Consider the following 19,171-nt stretch of genomic DNA (forward strand, 5'->3'; position numbering starts at 1 on the left):
CTAGGATGCCTGCTGCATGACGTCGTCGCCGAAGGTCTTCACGCCCCGGTCCCCGGCCAGTCCCAGCCGGGGAAGGCCGAAGATGTCCTCGATGGTGGCCAGCAGGCTGTAGTGGTTGTAGGGCCGTTCCGAGGAGCCGCCCGCAGTGGCGAACGGGGAGAGGACCAGCGCTCCCACCCGCCCCCCGGCCGCGCCCCCGGCAGGGCTCCCCGAGTCTCCCTTGGAGGGACCGGCCGAATCTCCCTCGGCCTCATCGAAGGTGATCACCAGCATGCCGTCCTGCTTGTAGGCGGGGGAGGAGAGGATGGCCGGGACTTGGTCCTTGAGCCAGTCGTCCACCGCTCCCAGGCCTCCAGCGGTACCGTCCGCGCAGGAATCGTCATGCCCGTCGTGGCACAGGTTCGGGGTGATGTAGGCAAGGTTCGGGGTGGTGTCCACGGACTTCAGGTCATCCCCAAGGGCAGAGTAGTTGACTACGTTCCTGGCGCAGCCCGGGGACGAAATGATGGAGCGGAAGTAGACAAACGGATTGTGGTGCGTGGAGTACATCTCATCCCGGGTGGCCCTGATGTGGTCGTCCGCTTCGCCGATGGCCGGGTGCTCACAGGGCTGCTGCATGTCCTCCATGTAGCCCTTCCACGTTTTGCCCTGCGCGGTCAGCTGCCCGGCCAACGTCTGGGTGCCCTGCGGGTAGACACAGCCGTTGCCCTGCAATGTGTTGTCCGGCCCGGTGCCGGTGGCGTGGAACGCAGTGTAGGTGCGGCAGTCCTGCCTTGTACTGTCGTTGGCCGGCTGTCCGGAGATTTGGGCCAGGTAGTTGGGCAGCGAGTTGTGGGCTATTCCGTAGTAGTTGTTCAGCAGCACCCCCTGCTTCCGGAGCGTGCCGGACAGGTACGGGGCGGGGGAGTTGCCACCCCACACCGAGTCGTAGCCTTTGTTTTCGAGGTTGATGACAAAGACATGCCCGGGGCTGCCCTTTGGCCGGGCTGCCTCCGGTGTTGCGCCCGGGGCGGCGGGGGTGGGGCTCGCCGTGGCCCTGATGCCTGCCGGGGGCGTTGGGCCCTGCGCCGGTGCCGTCGTGGGAGTGTCCACAGGAGCGGGCGCGGGGTTGGCGGCCTGGCATCCTGCCACGACGGATACCACAAGGACCGGTCCCAGGAGCAGGCCGGGGGCCCGCCACCACCGGGCCCTTTTTCGGGGAGTTGATGCTGGTTGCACGCCCGGTCTCCTTGATCGTAGGTGCCTGCCGGCCGGGCTGCCGGGCAGTCCGGCCGGGAGGTTTTGGCGCCCCAGCGTTGCGGACACTCTTGCACACCGAAACCGCGTTTCGAAAGGGCAATGCCTGTGAGTTGGCAGTGAATCCGTGCCCCTGTCCGGCCCGCGCCATTCACCTGCCGGCCGCCCACGCCACAGGTCTTTCTGCCCTAGAAGGGGGTGTCCGGCAGGCGTTGACTTAAATCGCGGGAAGCTGAGGCCCGCGGGCTGGAAACGCACAACGCATCCGGCCCTGAACAGAAAGGAAAGTTCAGTGAAAAAGTGGTATCGGTGGCAGGATTATGTAGCAGCCGCCGCCGGACTCTTCACCGCGGTGGCGGTCCTGTTCACGCGGCAGCAAAACATGTCCACCACCCTGATGCTCGTCTTCGGCGGGCTCCTGGTGGTCAGCGGCATCATCAACCTGGCAATGCCGGGAACTCCGGCCATGGAATACGTGCAGGCCATCCTCGCCGCAGGACTGGTCCTCTCGCCATGGCTCGGGACATACACGGGCGCTACGGGCGCAGCCTGGACGTCGTGGATCGCAGGGGCGGTGGCACTGGTGGTAACAGCGGTGGCCATTAAGCCCAGCACCGACCTCCATCACACCTACCGCGTCTCGCATTAGCAGGAGGAATCCGCCATGACTGAAGTGCTGCGCTACGAAGTGGGATCCGGAACCGTGCTCGTTGAGGCTGCGGACAACAGCTACGGCGTGGACCATCCCGCCCGCAACGAACAGGGCATCCTGGACACGGGCCGGCGCCTGGAAGATGCACTTGCCAGCGTCCGCCCCGCCGCCCGCGCAGCACTGGAGGCCATGGCGGAACTCACCCCCGAACAGATCCAGGTTGAGTTCGGCGTAAAGCTCGCGGGGGACGCAGGGGCGGTGATTGCCAAGAGCAGTTCCGACGCCCACTTCGTCCTCCGGATGACATGGAACCCCGCGGCGGCAGCCCTGCCAGGGGAAGAAATCACACATAACGGGTGACGGCGATGGTTGCGTTTCATGACAGGTCCGACGCCGGGCGGCGGCTGGGCAAGCGGCTGGCCGGCCTGCGCGGCCGGGACGTCGTGGTGCTGGGCCTGCCCCGGGGCGGCGTTCCTGTTGCGTTCGAGGTGGCCAAGGCCCTTGAAGCGCCGCTGGACGTGGTGGTGGTGCGCAAACTGGGGGTTCCGTTCCAACCCGAGGTGGCCATGGGAGCCATCGGGGAGGGCAATGTCCGCGTCCTGGATCCGCGCACCATCTCCATGGCCCGGGTGTCTCAGGAAGACCTGCAGCGGGTGGAGCGGCAGGAACGCGCCCTGCTTGAAAGCAGGGTGGCGCGGTTCCGCCAGGGACGCCGGCGCGTCGACCTTACCGGGCGCACCGTGGTCATTGTTGACGACGGCATCGCCACCGGTTCCACCGCCCGGGTAGCCTGCCAGGTGGCCCGGCAACTCGGCGCAGCGAAAGTCATCCTTGCCGTCCCCGTTGCCCCCTCCCGAGCCATTGTGGAGCTTAAGGAACCGGACGACGTCGTCTGCCTGCTTTCGCCCCAGGACTTCCAGGCCGTGGGCTACTACTACCGCGACTTCTCGCCCACCGAGGATGGCGAAGTGGTGCAGCTGCTGGACGCCGCTGCCGCCCTGCCGCACCAAGGCGACGGGTACGGGGGAGACGGCAGCCTGGAGGACGACGTCGAAATCCCGGACGGAAAGGTGGTCCTGCGCGGCAGCCTCTACCTGCCGGGCCGCTGCGACGGCACGGTCCTTTTCGCCCACGGCAGCGGCAGCAGCAGGCACAGCCCCCGCAACCGGTTCGTCGCCTCGGTGCTGCACGGTGCCGGCCTGGGCACGCTGCTCCTTGACCTGCTGACACCCGAAGAGGAGGTCAACCGGGCCAACGTATTCGACATCCGCCTGTTGGGCCGCCGCCTTTCCTCCGCGACGCATTGGCTGGAGGCACGGCATGACGGTTCGGCCGGCAGGATCGGCTACTTCGGTGCCAGCACCGGCGCGGGGGCTGCACTGTGGGCGGCCGCCGCGCCCGGTGCCCAGGTGGCCGCCGTCGTTTCCCGTGGCGGCCGGCCGGACCTGGCGGGCTCCCGGCTCGCCGCCGTGAAAGCCCCCACCCTCCTGATTGTTGGCGGCGCCGACACCCAGGTGCTGGCCCTCAACCGGCAGGCCATGGCGCGCATGCAGGCCCCCACCCGGCTGGAGGTCGTCCCCGGTGCCACCCACCTCTTCGAAGAACCCGGCACCCTTGCCATGGCGGCCACCCTGGCCGCGGACTGGTTCCGGCACTACCTCCTGCCCTCGCCGGTAGGGCGGCACGCGCCGGAGGCCAGGGAATGAACACCGCCGCAGGCAACACCGGCACCGGCCGCTGGGAGGAACGCGGGGCGGAACGCGCGGCGGAAGCAGCCCAGATCCGCAGCCTGGCCCACCCCCTGGCCACCGCCGACCACCTCGAACCGCTGGTCCGCCTCGCTGCCCCGGCCCGTTTCGTGTGCCTGGGCGAGGCATCCCACGGCACCCAGGAGTACTACCACTGGCGGGCACTGCTCAGCCGCCGGCTGATCGAAGAATACGGCTTCACCTGGATCGGCGTGGAGGGTGACTGGCCTGACTGCTGGCGCATCAACCGCTGGGTCAGGGGCGAGTCCGGCCAGGACATGGACGCGCGCCGGCTGCTGGCCGGCTTTGAACGCTGGCCCACGTGGATGTGGGCCAACTACGAAGTGGCCGAATTCCTCACCTGGCTCCGTGAATGGAACATGCGGCTCCCGGAGCACCAACGGACGGGCTTCTACGGCCTGGACGTCTACTCGCTGTGGGACTCGCTGCGGGAAATCTTCGCCTGGCTGGAGGCCAACGCCAGTGAGGCACTCCCGGCTGCACTCCAGGCCTGGCACTGCTTCATCCCGTTCCGCGAGGACCCGCAGCGGTATGCCCTGAGCAACCGCCTGGTCCCGCAGTCCTGCGAAGCGGACGTGGTGACCCTGCTGGCGGAGGTCCGGCGGCAGGCCCTGGGCCGGATGCAGGACGATCCGGCCGCTTTTGACGCCATCCAGAACGCCATTGTGGCAACGAACGCCGAGCGTTACTACCGGACCATGGTCCGCGGCGACCAGCAGTCCTGGAACATCCGCGACCATCACATGAGCGACACCATCGACCGCATCTCGCGCCACCACGGGCCCGGGTCCAAGGGGCTGGTCTGGGCGCACAACACCCACGTGGGCGATGCGCGCGCCACGGACATGTCCCACGACGGCATGGTCAACATCGGGCAGCTGGTGCGCCAGCGCCACCCCAATGAGGTGGTACTGGCCGGGTTCGCGTCCTTCGCCGGGTCCGTGACCGCCGCCGAATCATGGGGCTCCCCGGAATGGGTGATGGAGGTTCCGGCGGCAGTGCACGGGAGCCACGAGGACCTCCTCAACGAGGCGCTGGGGGAGCCGTCGGTGCTGGTGTTCGGAGCTGACCGGTCCGGGCCGTGGCTGGGGTCCTGGCGCGGACACCGGGCCATCGGCGTGGTGTACAACCCGCACCGGGAGAGGGGCAACTACGTGCCCACGCGGATGGGGGACCGCTACGACGCCCTGTTCTGGCATCCGCGGACCGAGGCGCTGCGGCCGCTGCACCACGAATACCAGCCCGGCGAACCGGAGCTCGAGACCGAGCCAACGGGGTTCTAGCCCTAACCAAAGGAACATGATGGACCAGAGGAGCACCGTGACCGCCGCAGTTGAGCGTTCCACACGCTGGCCTGCCATCACCAAGGACGTAACCGCCTTCCGGGTCCAGCCCAACCTGCTCGATTACGACGCCGCCCGGCGGGACTTCAGCTGGGACCAGGCACGGCAGGCGCTGGCCGGACTGCCCGGCGGCCGGGGCCTGAACATCGCGTACGAGGCCGTGGACCGGCACGTGGCGGAAGGCCGCGGCGGCAAGGAGGCCCTGCGTTTCGTAAAGGCCGACGGCGGCACCCGGTCCCTCAGCTACGGCGGCCTTGCGGAAGGGTCCAGCAAATTCGCGGCAGTGCTCAAGAGCCTTGGGGTGGGGCGCGGCGAGCGCGTCTTTTCGCTCCTGGGCCGCAGCCCTGAGTTGTACACCGCGGTGCTGGGCACCTTCAAGAACGGCAGCGTCTTTTGCCCGCTCTTTTCCGCCTTCGGCCCGGAACCGGTGCGGCAGCGGCTGCACCTCGGCGCCGGCCGGGTGCTGGTAACCACCAAGGCGCTGTACCGCAAAAAGGTGGCGCCCGTGCGGGACTCCCTTCCCGACCTCCGCCACGTCCTGCTGGTGGACCCGGACGGCAGCGGGGAACAGGGAAGCCCTGAACAGGGAACCCTGGACCTGGCCGCCCTCCTGGCCCAGGCCGACCCAATCGAGGAGATCGCCGCCACCCAGCCCGGGGACATGGCCCTGCTGCATTTCACCAGCGGCACCACGGGCATACCCAAGGGTGCCATCCACGTCCACGACGCTGTCGCGGCCCATTACGCCACCGGCCGCTTCGCGCTGGACCTGCACCCGGACGACGTTTACTGGTGCACCGCCGATCCGGGCTGGGTGACCGGCACCTCCTACGGCATCATCGCCCCGCTGGTCCACGGGGTCACTGCCATCGTGGATGAGGAGGAACTGGACGCCGACCGCTGGTACCGGATCCTCGCGGAGCAGCACGTCACGGTCTGGTACACGGCGCCCACGGCATTGCGGATGCTCATGAAGGCAGGCGCCGAACGGGCTGCCGGGCATGACCTCTCCGCGCTGCGCTTCATCGCAAGTGTGGGCGAGCCGCTGAACCCGGAGGCGGTGGTGTGGGGCCAGGACGTGCTGGGCCTGCCGGTGCATGACAACTGGTGGCAGACCGAGACCGGCGGGATCATGATCGCCAACTATCCCGCCATGGACATCCGGCCCGGCTCCATGGGCCGGCCGCTTCCCGGCATTGAGGCGGCACTGGTGGCCCGCGACGCCGACGGCAAGCCCATCGTCAAAGACGGCGAGGCGGTTCTGGTCACCGGACCGGACACCATGGGCGAGCTTGCCCTGCGGCCCGGCTGGCCATCCATGTTCCGCGGCTACCTCAACGAGGAGGAGCGCTACCAGCGCTGCTTCGCCGGCGGCTGGTACCTCACCGGCGACCTGGCAAAGCGCGACGGCGACGGCTACTTCTGGTTCGTGGGCCGCGGCGACGACGTGATCAAGTCCTCCGGCCACCTGATCGGCCCGTTCGAGGTGGAAAGCTGCCTCATGGAGCATCCGGCCGTGGCCGAGGCCGGCGTGATCGGGGTGCCGGACCCCGTGGCCGGAGAGGTGGTCAAGGCCTTCGTGGAACTCAAGGCCGGCTACGAGCCAACGGAGGAGCTGCAGCTGGACATCATCGGTTTTGCGCGGAAACGGCTGGGCGCGGCCGTGGCACCGAGGCTGCTGGACTTCACCACCACGCTGCCCAAGACCCGCAGCGGCAAGATCCTCCGCCGGCTCCTGAAATCGCGCGAGCTGGGGCTTCCCGAAGGTGACACCTCTACCCTGGAGTCCCCGGCAGGAACGGCCATCAGTACCCGCAAGGACCAGCCATGACCACGCTCAGGAGCCAAGGGATCCCGGACGCGGAGCACGGCGTGCACCTGCTGCGGCAAATGCTGCGGGTGCGCCGGCTCGAGGAAAAATGCATTGAGCTTTACAGTGCCGCCAAGATCCGAGGCTTCCTGCACGTCTACATCGGTGAGGAGGCCGTGGCCGCAGGGGTCATGGAAGCCCTGGCACCGGACGACGCCGTGGTGGCCACTTACCGTGAACATGGGCACGCCCTCCTGCGCGGCGTCTCGGCCGGCGCCATCCTCGCCGAAATGTACGGCCACGCCGAGGGCTGCTGCCGCGGCCGCGGTGGTTCCATGCACCTTTTCGACGCCGTCACCCGCTTCTATGGCGGAAACGCGATCGTGGCCGGCGGGCTGCCGCTCGCCGTCGGGCTGGCGCTCGCGGACCGGATGGCCGGCCGCCAGCGGGTGACCGTCTGCTTCTTCGGCGAAGGCGCCGTGGCCGAGGGCGAGTTCCACGAAAGCATGAATTTGGCTGCTCTGTGGCAGCTGCCGGTGCTGTTCTGCTGCGAGAACAACCTCTACGCCATGGGCACGGCGCTGGGCCGCTCCGAATCCCAGACGGACATCGCCCTCAAGGCCGCCGGCTACGAAATCTCCGCCTGGGCGGTGGACGGCATGGACGTGCTCGCTGTGGAGGAAGCCGCCCGGCGCGCGGTGGACGCGGTGCGGTCCGGGGGCGGCCCGCATTTCCTGGAGCTGCGCACGTACCGGTTCCGGGCCCACTCCATGTTCGATCCGGAGCTGTACCGGGAGAAATCAGAGGTGGCCCAGTGGATGGAACGGGACCCCATCAGCCTGCTGCAGGCCGCCATGCAGGCGGCGGGCCAGCTGCCGGAGAAGGACTGGGACGCGCTGCGGGCGGACGTGGACGCGGAGATCAGCACCGCCGTCGGATTCGCCGAGAACGGGACGCCGGAGCCGGTGTCCGAGCTCAGCCGGTTTGTCTACAGCGACCGGCCGGATGACGGCAGCGCCGGCGACGGCGGTGCATCGGAGTGGAACGGCACAGCAGGGAAAGGCGGGACTGCAGGATGAAAACCACCTACCGGGAGGCCATGCGCGCGGCCCTCCGTGATGCCATGCAGCGCGACGAACGGGTGTTCCTCATGGGCGAGGACGTGGGCCGGTACGGCGGCAGCTTCGCCGTGAGCCTGGGCCTGCTGGAGGAATTCGGGCCGGACCGCATCCGGGATACGCCGCTCTCCGAATCCGGTTTTGTGGGTGCAGGGATCGGCGCGGCGCTGGGCGGGATGCGGCCCGTGGTGGAAATCATGACCGTCAACTTCAGCCTGCTGGCCCTGGACCAGATCATCAACAACGCCGCCACCCTGCTGCACATGTCCGGCGGCCAGTTCAACGTTCCCATCGTCATCCGGATGACCACCGGCGCCGGCCGCCAGCTCGGTGCCCAGCACTCGCACAGCCTGGAAGGCTGGTACGCGCACATTCCGGGGCTGCGCATCCTGGCCCCGGCCACCCTGGCCGACGCCCGCGGCATGCTGTGGACCGCGCTGCAGGATCCGGACCCGGTGTTGATCTTCGAGCACGGCTCCCTTTACAACGTGGCGGGGGAGCTCGACGACGATGCCGGCGCCGTGGACATCGACAGGGCAGCGGTCCTGCGCGAAGGGGGCGCCCTGACGCTCATCACCTACGGCGGCACCCTGCCCCTGGTGCTGGAGGCCGCGGAGCAGCTGGGCGGGGAAGGCATCGACGCAGACGTCATCGACCTCCGAACCCTCCGCCCGCTGGATGCGCACACCGTCATGGACAGCGTGGCCAAAACGCACCGGGCCGTGGTGGTGGACGAGGGCTGGCGCAGCGGCAGCATCTCGGCCGAGATCGCGGCCCGGATCTGTGAGCAGGCGTTCTTCGACCTGGACGCCCCCGTGGAGCGGGTGTGCAGCCTGGAGGTGCCCGTCCCGTACGCCAAGCACCTGGAGCAGGCGGCGCTGCCGTCGGTGGAGCGGGTGATGGCCGCCGCGCGAAGGGCCGTGGGCGCCGGTGGCTGAGCTCCGGATGCCGTCCCTGGGCGCGGACATGGAGCACGGCAAGGTGGTGGAGTGGCTGGTCAAGCCCGGGGACTACGTCCATAAGGGCGATCTGGTGGCGGCTGTGGACACGGACAAGACCGTCATGGACATCGAGTCGTTCCAGGAAGGCGTGGTGGCCGAGTTCCTGGTGGACATCGGCGACACCGTTGACGTGGGCACCCCCATCGCCCGGATCACGGCCACCCCGGCAGAACTCCAGCCCTCACCCCCGCTCACTTCCAACACGTTTTCCCCCGACGCCCGCTCGCCTTTGGCACCAAAAGAACCAACGCCCGCTCACCCGGGAAGCCCGGCAGGGGACGTGGAGGAGGCCGGAAAAGCCGCGCCGCCGGTGCGGCACCTCGCGCACGCCTTGGGGGTCGACGTCGGACGCATCCGCGGGAGCGGTCCCGGCGGGGAGGTGACCAGGGCCGACGTCGAACGCGCCGTGGCAGGGCCCGGCACCGAGGCCGGGGCTGCTCCGGCAGCGGTTGGGGAAGTGCCGGCGGAACCGGGGGAGCGCGCGTCGCACCGGGTGCGGTCCTCGCCGCTGGCCCGGCGGCTGGCAGCGGAGCTCGGCGTCGAGCTGCAGGCCATCACCGGAACAGGGCCGGCCGGTGCGGTGACCGAGGAGGACGTGCTCGCCGCGGTGCCGCCCAGGGAACGGGCACCCCGGGAGCTCCAAGCGGACAAGCCGGCGGAAGCGCCGCCGTCGCCCGTTCAAGCTCCGGAACCGGAGGTGTCCCCGCCGCGGGGCAGGAAGGACACCGGCAAGGCCGAAACCCTGCGGCAGGCCATCGGCGCGCTGATGTCGCGGTCCAAGAAGGAGATCCCGCACTATTACCTCTCCACCACCCTGGATTTGGCGGCCGCGATGGCCTGGATGCAGGCGGCGAACCAGCAGCGGCCGGTCTCCTCGCGGCTGGTGCCGTCAGCCCTGCTGCTGAAGGCCACTGCGCTCGCGGCCAAGGAGGTGCCGGACATGAACGGCTTCTTCACCAAGGGCGCCTTTCAAGCCAGCGCGGCCGTGCACCTGGGCGTGGCGGTGGCCCTGCGGCACGGCGGCCTGGTGGCCCCGGCCCTGCACGACGCCGACACCCTGACGCTCGATGAGCTCATGGACCAGCTGCGCGACCTGGTGGGCCGGGCCCGGGCAGGCCGGCTGCAGCGCGCGGAGATGGCCGACCCCACCATCACGGTGACCAACCTGGGTGATCTCGGCGTCGAAAGCGTGTACGGCGTGATCTATCCGCCGCAGGTGGCCATGGTGGGCTTCGGCAAGGTCCTGGAACAGCCGTGGGCGCACAACGGGATGCTCGGTATCCGGCATGCGGCCATCGCCACGCTGTCCGCGGACCACCGGGTGAGCGACGGGCTGCGCGGCGGCCGGTTCCTGGCCCGCATCGACGAGCTGCTGCAGAAGCCCGGGGAACTGTGAAGCCCGCGGCCGTAGAACATATGAGCGAGGAGGAGCCGTGAACCAACAGGACGCGCGCCAGGCAGTGGAGGCTGCCATCGGCAAGGTAGCGCCCGACGTCGAGCCTGACGACCTGGAAGGCGGCGCCCGCCTGCGCCAGGACCTGGAACTGGACTCGCTGGATTTCCTCCGCCTGGTGGAGGTCATCGCGGAATCCACGGGGGTGGACATCCCGGAGGCGGATTACCCGGCGGTGGCCACTGTGGATGGGCTGGTCACCTATGTCGCCGGGCACGGATGAAACCGCGGAAGAAGCCGCGGCGCTGGCTCCGCCGGCTGGGGTTCGCGGCGCTGGTCGTCCTGGGGCTGGTCCTGGTCTCGGCGGTGGCCAACGCGGCCCTGGAGGCGCAGGAGAAGGCCACCACCCCGGCCTACGGGGAGCGGGTTCCGGTGTCCGGAGGCTCGGTGAACGTGGTGCGGACCAGCAACGCGCACCAGGGCCCGCCGATTATCCTGCTCAGCGGCCTGGGAACCGCCGCACCCGGCCTGGACTTCGCCCCCTTGATCCACGAACTCAGCGATTTCGACGTGATCGTGGTGGAGGGGTTCGGCTATGGCTACAGCGACATGGAGGCCAGCGCCCGGACCAACGAGCACATCAGCAACGAGCTTCACGAGGTGCTGTCAAAGCTCCAGGTCCGGCAGCCCTACGTCCTGGCCGGCCACTCCATCGCCGGCTTCTACCTGCTGGACTACGCCAACCGGTACCGCCCGGAAGTTTCAGCGGTGGTGGGCATCGATGCGACTATCCCGAAGCCGGGGGACCACCCGGTGGAGGAGCCGCAGCCCGGCGTCAACTGGGTGAAGCTGGTGGCCGCCACCGGACTGATCCGCGACGTGGCCGCGGTGGCACCGGGCTTCTTTGATCCGGACGGCAATGCCTATTCCGGCGAGGAGCTGACGCGGATGCGCACCATGATGCTGTGGAACGTCGGCAACTCCGCGGTGGCCGATGAAACCGCCCGGATCGGCAACAACGCGGCAGCCCTCCGGGGAGTCACTTATCCCGCCGACCTGCCGGTCCTGGCGTTCATTGCGGATGAAAAGGACGGGAGGGCAGCCACCAAAGCCGCCGCTGCCGGGAACCTCCTCAAGAACGTCACCCGGCACCAGGTCCTGACCCTTGAGGGCGGGCATTACCTGCACTGGACGCAGTCCAAACGGATGGCAGCGGAAATCCGGCAGTTCGTTTCCCCGGCCGGCTGACGGGCGCTATCCCACCGCATGGTCGTTGCCGCGCATCCGGACGGCAACCACCACGCCGGAGGCGGCGGTAATTACCGCGACGGCGGCAACCGCGGCGGGGATGCCGTAAAGGTCGGCCAGGACACCGGAGAGAAGGGCACCCACGGCGAATCCGCCGTCGCGCCACAACCGGTACACCCCCACGGAGCGGGCCCGCCAGGCCGGGTGCGCCACGTCGCCGATGGCGGCCAGCAGGGTGGGGTAGACCAAGGCGGTGCCGAGGCCCAGGACGACGGCGGCGGCGAGCCAGGGCCCGAAGCTGTGGGCGGATGCCACGATGCCCAGGGCCACGGCCTGTACCAGCATGCCGGCAGTGATGAACCATTTGCGGCCCCACCGGTCGGAGGCGGCGCCGGTGACCAGCTGCGCAGCGCCCCATGCTGCGGGGTAGGCGGCGGCCAGGATCCCGATCTGGGCAAGGCTCAGCCCGGCACCGGCGAACAGGATGGGGAAGAGGCCCCAGGCAAGGCCGTCGTTGAGGTTGTTGACCAGGCCGGCCTGGCTGGCTGCCGAGAGGGAGCGGTCCTTGAAGCTGGTGAGCGTGAAGACCTGGCCCGTGGTGAGGCCGGCATGGGCGCTGGTGCGGGTGCCGGCATGCTGGGTGGCCTCTGTCTTGGCGTGGTGGTGGGTTTCCCGTACGGCCAGGACTGTCAGGCCCAGGCCCAGGGCGATGTACGCGGCTCCGAGCAGGAACGGGGCAGGACGGAGTCCGAATGAGGTGGCCAGGTAGCCGGTGGCCAGGGCGGTGGCGGCCACCCCCAGGTACCCGGCAGCCTCGTTGAAGCCCATGGCCAGGCCCAGCTGCCTGGGGCCCGCCAGGTCCATTTTCATGATGACGGCGGTGGACCAGGTGAGCCCCTGGCTGATGCCCAGCAGCACGTTGGCCGCCACGATCCAGGCCCAGGACGGACCGAAGATGAGCATGAGCGGCACCGGAACCGCTGCCAGCCAGCCGGCAATGAGGACCGGCTTGCGCCCGTACCTGTCGGAGAGCGTGCCGGCGAAGTAGTTCATCGCGGCCTTGGACAGGCCAAAGGCCAGGATGTACGTCAGGGCGCTGGTGTACTGGTCCAGGTGGAATTCCTGGGAGGCCAGCAGGGGCAGGACGGTGCGTTCCTGGCCCAGGGTGCCGCCCACCAGGGCGTTGATGGCAACCAGCAGCATGAACTGCGCCAGGTTCTGCCGCAGGCCCAGCCTGGGACCTGCTGAACCGGCGGCGTGGGGAAGCGTTGTGCCCGGCATGTGCTGCTCCGTTCCTGATGCTGGATATCGGTGGGGGGACATAAAGGTGGCCCGGGCGTGTGGGGGCACGCCCGGGCCGGAAGCCCGGGCGGGAGGGGGGTCCTGCCCGGGCGGTCTTGGGTGGTTTAGGCCGCGGGGACGCTGTTCTGCCAGGCGTTCCAGGCTGCGTAGCTGCCGTCAAGTTCGACGACGTCGTACCCGGCACGGCGCAGGGCGCTGGCGGCTACTGAGTTCCTGACCCCTGACTGGCAGTAGCTCACGATGGTGCCGCCGGCGGGCAGCTCGTCGAGGTGCCACATGACGCGGCCGCCGCTGAGCTGGTACGAGCCGGGAACGTGCCCGGCCTTGTATTCGGTCTTGTTGCGGACGTCCAGGACCATGGCGGCGTCGAAACCGTCGAGTTCCTCAGGCTGGATCAGCTTGGGGGTGAAGGTGGGCAGGCCCTCGATGCTGGTGAGGTAGCCGGCCACGTTGTCGATGCCCACGCGGACCAGGTGGTCCCACATGTCCTGGGCCTGTTCCTGGTCCTTGGCAAGGAGCACCAGCGGGTTCTTGTCCGTCTCCGGGTTGACCACCCAGGCGCCGTAGCTTGCCACGGACTTGCCGGCCGGAACATTCAGGGACCGGACCACGGTGCCCTGGTGGACCTCACCGTTGGAGCGGGTGTCGATGAACGTCAGGGTGTCTTCGGCCAGGCCGGCGGCAACGATCCCTGCGGACAGCTCGGGCAGTGGGGTCCGTTCGCCCATCACGTCGGGGCCCACACGGTTTTCGCGCTTCATCCGGCCGAAGTAGGCGTGGGCGTCGGGCTGGCCATCGAGGAGTTCGTCGATGAAGCCCTGCTCGTCATTGGCGGCCAGGTAGGGGCCCCACCAGGCGTAGAGGCGTTCGTAGCCCACCGTGGAGGACGGGATGGCGCCCAGGGCCTTGCCGCAGGCGCTGCCCGCGCCGTGGGCGGGGTGGACCTGGACGTAGTCCGGGAGGGTGACGAACTTGTCGCGCAGGCTGGCGAAGAGCTGCTTGGCGCCCTCGAAGCGGGTGTCCACGCCGCCGGCTGCTTCGTCCAGCAGGTCCGGGCGGCCCAGATCGCCGGAGAATACAAAGTCACCGGAGAGCAGGTAGCCGGGCTTGTCGCTGAACGCGCCGTCCGTCACCAGGAAGGACAGGTGCTCGGGTGTGTGGCCCGGCGTGTGCACCGCCTTGATGCTGATGTTGCCCAGGGTGATGGTGTCGCCGTCGTACAGCCGTTCGCCGTCGAACCCGTACTGCCAGTCGGGTCCGCCTTCGCCGGAGACGTAGATCTTGGCGCCGGTGGCGGCAGCCAGCTCCCGTGTGCCGGAGAGGTAGTCGGCGTGGATGTGGGTCTCGGTGACCGCCACGATCTTCATGCCGTTCCTGGCAGCCAGGTCCTGGTAGACGGCGATGTCGCGGCGGCCGTCCACCACGATTGCCTCACCCTTGGCCTGGCAGCCGATCAGGTAGCTGGCCTGGGCGAGGTCTTCGTCGTAAATGCGCTCGATAAGCATCTGGTGCGCTCCTTCAGTTGAAAGGGGATGGGAGGTTGTTTGAATCTATTATAGATACCCCGGGGGGTATATCGCAATGAGCGATATGGGAGTGCTTGGGACGCAGGGAGTCAGGCGTGCTGGTGGCCGGCCTCGGCGCGGAGCTTGTCCATGTCCAGGTTCTTAACCTCCTGGATGACTTCCTCCAGGCCGGTGGCGTTGAGGGCGCCTGGCTGGGAGAAGACCAGGGTCTTGTCCTTGAATGCCATCAGGGTGGGGATGGAGGTGATGTTCGCTGCGGCGGCGAGGGCCTGTTCGGCTTCGGTGTCCACCTTGGCAAAGGTGATGTCCGGGTGGCGTTCGGCGGCGGCGCCGTAGGTAGGGGCGAACATGCGGCAGGGACCGCACCAGGCTGCCCAGAAGTCAACGAAGACGATGTCGTTGTCCTCCAAGGTCTGGGCGAAGGATTGCTGGGTGATGTCGATGGTTGCCATGATCTGTCGTGTCCTTTCGGGCGGGTGGGGCTGTGGGGGATTGCCCTGCGGCAGTATTAGGTGGTGGGAAGTCCGGCGCGGGTCCAGGCGGTCATGCCGCCGGCCATGGTGTCCGCCTTGTAACCGACGCCGTTGAGGGCATCGGCGACGGCGGCGCTGCGGTTGCCGCTGCGGCATACGGCGATCACGGGCACGGCCGGGTCAAGCTCGCCCAGGCGGCTCTGGAGCTGGCCCATGGGAATGTGCAGGGCGCCCGGGATCATGCCCTCGGCGACTTCGAACTCCTCCCGGACGTCCAGGATGCGCGCGGTGGAGCGGCGCTGTTCGGTTTCGGTGATGGTGATTTCAGCCATGGTGGTTCTCCTTCGAAGTGGTTTGTGGCTGGAGCTGATGGTGGTGGTTCTAGCGGACGGGTTCGCCGGCCTGGCGCCAGGCGGCCATGCCGCCGCGCACCGAGTAGGCGTCGTACCCCTTGGCGGCGAGGAGCCGGGCTGCGGAGGCGGAGCGTACGCCGGAGGCGCAGACGGCAATCACCGGACGGGTCTTTTGGATGCCCGCCGTGCTGGCCTGCAGCCGGTCCAGGGGGACGTGCTTGGCTTGGGGTGCCCGGCCTGTCCGCCACTCCTGGGCGGACCTGACGTCGACGAGCGTGGCGCCGGAACCCAAGAGTTCCTTGGCCTGGGCCACGGATATGGTCTTGTAGGGCTTGCTGAAGGCCTTCTTGAGGGAATCAATCAGTCCCATGGTGTTCTCCTCTGTGGGTGGGTCAGGCGGTGACCGTGCCGGCGGTGACCCATGCCGCGACGGCGAAGATGAGTACCGCGAATGAGATGCGGATGTGCTTGTCATGCAGCCGGCGGGCAAACCGGGCGGCAACCACCGATCCCACGATCGCCGGGAGGGCGAACGCCAGGGTGGTGGCCCAGTCGATGGTGTAGCCGGCGGCGTGGGCGCTGAACCCGGCGGCCGAGTTGACCACGATGATGGCCAGGGACGTTCCCACGGCCTGCTTCATGCGCAGGCCCAGGAAGATGGTCAGCGCGGGGGTGATGAGGAAGCCGCCGCCCACGCCCAGCAACCCGGTGAGGAACCCGACCAGCAGGCCCACTCCCACGGCCTTCGGCGCGCAGGACCGGAATGCCCGGTTCGGCCCGGTGCTGCAGGAGCCTTCGGTTTCGCGGGGCTTGCTGAGCATCCGGATGCCCGCGGCCACCATGATCACGGCGAAAGCCAGCATCAGGATGTTCGGGTCCAGCAGCTTGCCCACGGCCGCCCCCGCCCAGGCTGCCGGGATGCCGGCACCCCCAACCAGGGCGATCACCGGCCAGTTGAGGCCCCCGCGGATCCTGGGGACCAGGGCTGCCAGCGAGGAGATTCCCACCACCAGCAGTGAGGTGGGGATGGCCTGGGCGGGGCTCATGCCCACGCCGTACACCAGGGCGGGAACAGCGATGATGGACCCGCCGCCGCCCACCACGCCCAGTACGACGCCGACGACGAGCCCCAGACCCAGGGCCGGGATCATGCGGCCGCGCCCTCTTCAGCCGACTGCACGGGAAGCTGCAGGATGGCGCTTTCGCGGGTGGGCTCCTTGGCGGCCTTGTTCCACGGCATGGCGGAAAGGGCCTTGCCCATGGCGCAGGTGTTGGTCGCGGCCGAGAACGTCAGCCCGGTGCCGATGGCACCCGCCAGCATGCGGACCTTGGGGGAGACGAACTTGCCCCCGGCCAGGCCCAGCACTACCAGGGAGCCGGCGGCCAGGCGGACCTGGCGCTCCAGGTCCCAGCGGTCCTTGCCCTTGACCACGTCGCCGCCGGCGGCGGCAAAGCCGGGAACCCCGCCGGTGAGCACGTAGGCGGTGTCCAGGCCCACGGTGGCCATGCGCTGGCGGGCCTGCTCGGCGCGGACGCCTGACTGGCAGACCAGGACAACGCGGGAGCCCAGCCGGGCGGCGAGCTCGTCGGTGTGCTCGGAGAGGAGCGGGAGCGGCACGTTGTAGGAGCCGCGGATGTGCATGGTTTCGAATTCAGCGGCAGAACGCACGTCGATCACCACGAGGTCCTGGTGTTCCTTGATCCAGGACTGGAGGGCCTCAGGGGCGAGTGCGGTAACGGCTGTTGCTTTGGAAGGGGATGTCATGGGTGGCCTCTCGGAAGGGGGCGGGTGGATACCCCACCGAGTATTGCAGATACCCCCGGGGGTAGTCAAAACACCCATGGGGGTATATAGTTGAGACCAAGCCCCCCATCGACGGAGACCCCCTTATGGAACTGAACCCAACCGAACTGACGCCCGTGATCAACCGCCTCAAGCGCGCTCAGGGCCAGCTCGCCGCCGTGACCCGGATGCTCGAGGAAGGCCGGGACTGCAAGGATGTCGTCACGCAGCTGGCGGCCGTGTCCAAGGCCCTTGACCGGGCCGGCTTCGCCATCATCGCCACCGGGCTTGAGCAGTGCATCGTCCAGAAGGACGAAACCATGGACCGGAAGGACCTGGAGAAGCTTTTCCTCTCCCTGGCCTGATCGGCCACAGCTGCCCCCAAACACAACGGACCGCCCGGCAACTTCAAGGAGCATCATGACCTACACCCTGGCCACCACTGTTTCCCTTCCCTGGGCGGAGGCGGTGGAGCGAACCCGTGAAGCCCTTGCCGCGCAGGGGTTCGGGATCCTGACCGAAATCAATGTCCGGTCCACCTTCGAAGCCAAGCTTGGCGCCGAGGCCGCGGACGCCGTCGGGGATTACGTCATCCTTGGTGCCTGCAACCCCGCCCTTGCCAGCCGTGCCCTGGCTGCCGAACCCGAAATGGGTGCCTTGCTGCCCTGCAATGTGGTGGTGCGCCGGAACAGCTCCGCGGACTCCACTACCGTGGAAGCCATCGACCCGCAGACTATGGTGCAGCTCAGCAGCGCCCCTTCCGTTAAGGAAGTTGCGGACGACGCCGGCACGCGCCTTCGCAAGGCCCTGGCCGAGCTGGGCGGAACGACCAAGTAGGGATGTCCGTGTAAACAAGGGTTCCAGCTACAGGTTTGAGTTGAGAGTGATCCCAGAAGGGGCGGCCTGCCGGTGACCTTGTTGGCAGGCCGCTAAGGGTTCGCGTCATGGTGTCCGCTGCCGTAGTGCCGCGCGGGAGGATGTGTCAGGCCGGCATTTCGTTGCCGGCAGTACTGCCAGGATTCCGAGGATTCCGGCCACGGTGAAGGCCAGGGCCGGTGAGGCGTGGTCAAACAGGACTCCAAGTGTTGCCGAGCCAAGCGCCTGACCGATGGCGAGGGCAATGAACAGTGCGGCAGTGCCTTCGGCAGCGCAGTCGGGAACCAATCGGATGGCCCAGATGATCAGAACCCCGCACAGGGCGGTGTAGCTGGCGGCGAACAGCGCCACGGAGGTATACGCGGTGAAGGGACTGCCCGGTGCCACGCCCAGTGCGACGGTCGACCCTGCCATGGCCAACGAGGTCAGGTTCCAGCCCGTCCGCGGGCTCCAGACCTGCACGATCTTTCCAGCAGCCATGCCCAGTACCCCGAAGGCGCCCAGGACCATCCACGCAAGGATGGAGTATGTCTCGTCGGCCGGGCGGGACACGGCCATGACGGTGCGGCCGAAAGTCCAGATCGCGGCACTGGATGCGCCGGCCAGGACTGCAGCGGCGATGGGCCAGGCCAGTGGCATCAGGCCGCGGACCCGCACCTGAGATGGAGGGCCAACCGGGCGGTCGCGGCCGACCGCCCGGTCAGTACCCCGGTCAGCACGGAGGGTCGCAATGGCTGCGACAGTGACCAGGGCAGCGATTGCCACCCAGCCCAGACGCCATTGGCCAGTCGTGAGGAGCATGAGGATGCCCGCGACGACTATGCCCGCTCCGGTGCCGGCATTAACTATCGTCTGCGCGCTTTCCTGGCGGGCCGGGGCGATGTTGCGCTCGATGAACGTGACCAGGCCCGGGGTGGCGAACCCGGCGCCGGCGCCGGCCAGGACAACACTCATCCCGAGGAAGTCGACATTAGGCGCAAGTGCAACGCCCATCGATCCGAGGGCAGCGGTAATCCCCGCGCACATGACGACGAGCCTTGGACGGGCAGCAAGGTGTAAAGCAAGAACTGCCGCCAGGCAGAAAGAGAGGAAGCTCCCGGCCTGGATGAACCCGGCTGTGGCTGAGCCCATCTGAAAGGTCTCGCTGAACCGGGGCAGGAAAAGCCCGTAACCGAAGCGCGCCAGCCCATAGGTCGCCGCTATCAATGCCATTCCGCTGACCACCATCGCCCGCACGGTATCCTCCTCAAACGCCAAAACCAGAACGGTCGTTACAGTACAGTAGAAC

The 19,171-nt window shown here is 68.3% G+C and carries 21 protein-coding genes; 12 read left to right on the forward strand and 9 right to left on the reverse strand.

Going from position 1 to position 19,171, the window contains the following annotated elements; all coding sequences use genetic code 11:
• Nucleotides 1–1,218 (reverse strand): alkaline phosphatase family protein, encoded by a 1,218-nt coding sequence (locus tag ACTHQS_RS11515; protein WP_440168836.1) that lies wholly within the window; start codon nt 1,216–1,218, stop codon nt 1–3.
• Nucleotides 1,219–1,528: 310 nt separating this feature from the next.
• On the opposite strand from ACTHQS_RS11515, the gene ACTHQS_RS11520 reads away from it, so the two are divergent.
• Genes ACTHQS_RS11520 through ACTHQS_RS11565 form a run of 10 tightly spaced genes read left to right on the forward strand, consistent with a single transcriptional unit; the run spans nt 1,529 to nt 11,570 of the window.
• Complete coding sequence (locus ACTHQS_RS11520) at nt 1,529–1,885, forward strand: SPW repeat domain-containing protein (protein WP_440168839.1); 357 nt, start codon at nt 1,529–1,531, stop codon at nt 1,883–1,885.
• Between the two features lie 15 nt (nt 1,886–1,900).
• Entirely contained in the window at nt 1,901–2,248 is a 348-nt protein-coding gene (locus tag ACTHQS_RS11525) for a CU044_2847 family protein (protein ID WP_440168841.1), read from the forward strand.
• A gap of 5 nt (nt 2,249–2,253) precedes the next feature.
• Nucleotides 2,254–3,594: a phosphoribosyltransferase family protein gene (locus ACTHQS_RS11530; RefSeq protein WP_440169099.1), complete on the forward strand. Its 1,341-nt coding sequence runs from the start codon at nt 2,254–2,256 to the stop codon at nt 3,592–3,594.
• Nucleotides 3,591–4,940, forward strand: coding sequence for an erythromycin esterase family protein (locus ACTHQS_RS11535; protein ID WP_440168843.1), 1,350 nt, complete (start codon nt 3,591–3,593; stop codon nt 4,938–4,940). The genes ACTHQS_RS11530 and ACTHQS_RS11535 overlap by 4 nt, the downstream gene beginning before the upstream one ends.
• A gap of 19 nt (nt 4,941–4,959) precedes the next feature.
• The gene (gene acsA, locus ACTHQS_RS11540) at nt 4,960–6,831 is read left to right on the forward strand and encodes an acetate--CoA ligase (protein WP_440168846.1); all 1,872 of its coding nucleotides are present in this window, start codon (nt 4,960–4,962) and stop codon (nt 6,829–6,831) included.
• Complete coding sequence (gene pdhA, locus ACTHQS_RS11545; RefSeq protein ID WP_440168849.1) at nt 6,828–7,889, forward strand: pyruvate dehydrogenase (acetyl-transferring) E1 component subunit alpha; 1,062 nt, start codon at nt 6,828–6,830, stop codon at nt 7,887–7,889. Before acsA ends, pdhA begins: the two co-directional genes overlap by 4 nt.
• Nucleotides 7,886–8,866: an alpha-ketoacid dehydrogenase subunit beta gene (locus ACTHQS_RS11550; protein WP_440168852.1), complete on the forward strand. Its 981-nt coding sequence runs from the start codon at nt 7,886–7,888 to the stop codon at nt 8,864–8,866. Before pdhA ends, ACTHQS_RS11550 begins: the two co-directional genes overlap by 4 nt.
• Nucleotides 8,859–10,325 (forward strand): dihydrolipoamide acetyltransferase family protein, encoded by a 1,467-nt coding sequence (locus tag ACTHQS_RS11555; RefSeq protein ID WP_440168854.1) that lies wholly within the window; start codon nt 8,859–8,861, stop codon nt 10,323–10,325. The genes ACTHQS_RS11550 and ACTHQS_RS11555 overlap by 8 nt, the downstream gene beginning before the upstream one ends.
• A 37-nt stretch (nt 10,326–10,362) precedes the next feature.
• Nucleotides 10,363–10,605, forward strand: a complete 243-nt coding sequence (locus tag ACTHQS_RS11560; protein ID WP_440168857.1) for an acyl carrier protein — start codon at nt 10,363–10,365, stop codon at nt 10,603–10,605.
• The gene (locus ACTHQS_RS11565) at nt 10,602–11,570 is read left to right on the forward strand and encodes an alpha/beta fold hydrolase (protein ID WP_440168859.1); all 969 of its coding nucleotides are present in this window, start codon (nt 10,602–10,604) and stop codon (nt 11,568–11,570) included. Before ACTHQS_RS11560 ends, ACTHQS_RS11565 begins: the two co-directional genes overlap by 4 nt.
• Nucleotides 11,571–11,576: 6 nt before the next feature.
• Here ACTHQS_RS11565 and ACTHQS_RS11570 read toward each other — a convergent pair whose 3' ends face one another.
• The 7 genes from ACTHQS_RS11570 to ACTHQS_RS11600 form a co-directional block, all read right to left on the reverse strand.
• Complete coding sequence (locus ACTHQS_RS11570) at nt 11,577–12,851, reverse strand: MFS transporter (protein WP_440168862.1); 1,275 nt, start codon at nt 12,849–12,851, stop codon at nt 11,577–11,579.
• A gap of 125 nt (nt 12,852–12,976) precedes the next feature.
• On the reverse strand, nt 12,977–14,377 hold the full coding sequence (locus tag ACTHQS_RS11575) for an MBL fold metallo-hydrolase (protein WP_440168864.1): 1,401 nt from the start codon (nt 14,375–14,377) through the stop codon (nt 12,977–12,979).
• A gap of 110 nt (nt 14,378–14,487) precedes the next feature.
• Nucleotides 14,488–14,850: a thioredoxin gene (trxA, locus tag ACTHQS_RS11580; protein ID WP_440168866.1), complete on the reverse strand. Its 363-nt coding sequence runs from the start codon at nt 14,848–14,850 to the stop codon at nt 14,488–14,490.
• Between the two features lie 56 nt (nt 14,851–14,906).
• Complete coding sequence (locus ACTHQS_RS11585) at nt 14,907–15,203, reverse strand: rhodanese-like domain-containing protein (protein WP_440168868.1); 297 nt, start codon at nt 15,201–15,203, stop codon at nt 14,907–14,909.
• A 49-nt stretch (nt 15,204–15,252) separates the two neighbouring features.
• A complete protein-coding gene (locus ACTHQS_RS11590; protein WP_440168870.1) occupies nt 15,253–15,594 on the reverse strand; it encodes a rhodanese-like domain-containing protein in 342 nt (113 codons plus the stop codon).
• 22 nt (nt 15,595–15,616) lie between these two features.
• Nucleotides 15,617–16,375, reverse strand: a complete 759-nt coding sequence (locus tag ACTHQS_RS11595; RefSeq protein ID WP_440168872.1) for a sulfite exporter TauE/SafE family protein — start codon at nt 16,373–16,375, stop codon at nt 15,617–15,619.
• On the reverse strand, nt 16,372–16,989 hold the full coding sequence (locus ACTHQS_RS11600) for a rhodanese-like domain-containing protein (RefSeq protein ID WP_440168874.1): 618 nt from the start codon (nt 16,987–16,989) through the stop codon (nt 16,372–16,374). The genes ACTHQS_RS11595 and ACTHQS_RS11600 overlap by 4 nt, the downstream gene beginning before the upstream one ends.
• Before the next feature lie 125 nt (nt 16,990–17,114).
• Between ACTHQS_RS11600 and ACTHQS_RS11605 the strand changes: the two genes are divergently transcribed.
• Nucleotides 17,115–17,372 (forward strand): metal-sensitive transcriptional regulator, encoded by a 258-nt coding sequence (locus ACTHQS_RS11605; RefSeq protein WP_043452296.1) that lies wholly within the window; start codon nt 17,115–17,117, stop codon nt 17,370–17,372.
• 55 nt (nt 17,373–17,427) lie between these two features.
• Nucleotides 17,428–17,844, forward strand: a complete 417-nt coding sequence (locus ACTHQS_RS11610) for a DUF302 domain-containing protein (protein WP_440168876.1) — start codon at nt 17,428–17,430, stop codon at nt 17,842–17,844.
• A gap of 105 nt (nt 17,845–17,949) precedes the next feature.
• Here the strand turns inward: ACTHQS_RS11610 and ACTHQS_RS11615 are convergent, their stop codons facing one another.
• A complete protein-coding gene (locus ACTHQS_RS11615; RefSeq protein WP_440168878.1) occupies nt 17,950–19,140 on the reverse strand; it encodes an MFS transporter in 1,191 nt (396 codons plus the stop codon).
• Nucleotides 19,141–19,171 lie beyond the last annotated feature (31 nt).

The sequence above is a fragment of the Arthrobacter sp. SAFR-044 genome, from assembly GCF_051965175.1.
Taxonomy (GTDB): Bacteria; Actinomycetota; Actinomycetes; order Actinomycetales; family Micrococcaceae; genus Arthrobacter.

What these genes read in the sequence shown, in the direction of transcription:
- ACTHQS_RS11530 (WP_440169099.1), top strand. Translation starts at nt 2,254, where the DNA reads ATGGTTGCGTTTCATGACAGGTCCGACGCCGGGCGGCGGCTGGGCAAG.
- pdhA (WP_440168849.1), top strand. Translation starts at nt 6,828, where the DNA reads ATGACCACGCTCAGGAGCCAAGGGATCCCGGACGCGGAGCACGGCGTG.
- ACTHQS_RS11605 (WP_043452296.1), top strand. Translation starts at nt 17,115, where the DNA reads ATGGAACTGAACCCAACCGAACTGACGCCCGTGATCAACCGCCTCAAG.
- ACTHQS_RS11570 (WP_440168862.1), bottom strand. Translation starts at nt 12,851, where the DNA reads ATGCCGGGCACAACGCTTCCCCACGCCGCCGGTTCAGCAGGTCCCAGG.
- ACTHQS_RS11600 (WP_440168874.1), bottom strand. Translation starts at nt 16,989, where the DNA reads ATGACATCCCCTTCCAAAGCAACAGCCGTTACCGCACTCGCCCCTGAG.
- ACTHQS_RS11525 (WP_440168841.1), top strand. Translation starts at nt 1,901, where the DNA reads ATGACTGAAGTGCTGCGCTACGAAGTGGGATCCGGAACCGTGCTCGTT.
- ACTHQS_RS11610 (WP_440168876.1), top strand. Translation starts at nt 17,428, where the DNA reads ATGACCTACACCCTGGCCACCACTGTTTCCCTTCCCTGGGCGGAGGCG.
- ACTHQS_RS11590 (WP_440168870.1), bottom strand. Translation starts at nt 15,594, where the DNA reads ATGGGACTGATTGATTCCCTCAAGAAGGCCTTCAGCAAGCCCTACAAG.
- ACTHQS_RS11550 (WP_440168852.1), top strand. Translation starts at nt 7,886, where the DNA reads ATGAAAACCACCTACCGGGAGGCCATGCGCGCGGCCCTCCGTGATGCC.
- ACTHQS_RS11565 (WP_440168859.1), top strand. Translation starts at nt 10,602, where the DNA reads ATGAAACCGCGGAAGAAGCCGCGGCGCTGGCTCCGCCGGCTGGGGTTC.
- acsA (WP_440168846.1), top strand. Translation starts at nt 4,960, where the DNA reads ATGGACCAGAGGAGCACCGTGACCGCCGCAGTTGAGCGTTCCACACGC.
- ACTHQS_RS11535 (WP_440168843.1), top strand. Translation starts at nt 3,591, where the DNA reads ATGAACACCGCCGCAGGCAACACCGGCACCGGCCGCTGGGAGGAACGC.
- ACTHQS_RS11575 (WP_440168864.1), bottom strand. Translation starts at nt 14,377, where the DNA reads ATGCTTATCGAGCGCATTTACGACGAAGACCTCGCCCAGGCCAGCTAC.
- trxA (WP_440168866.1), bottom strand. Translation starts at nt 14,850, where the DNA reads ATGGCAACCATCGACATCACCCAGCAATCCTTCGCCCAGACCTTGGAG.
- ACTHQS_RS11585 (WP_440168868.1), bottom strand. Translation starts at nt 15,203, where the DNA reads ATGGCTGAAATCACCATCACCGAAACCGAACAGCGCCGCTCCACCGCG.
- ACTHQS_RS11595 (WP_440168872.1), bottom strand. Translation starts at nt 16,375, where the DNA reads ATGATCCCGGCCCTGGGTCTGGGGCTCGTCGTCGGCGTCGTACTGGGC.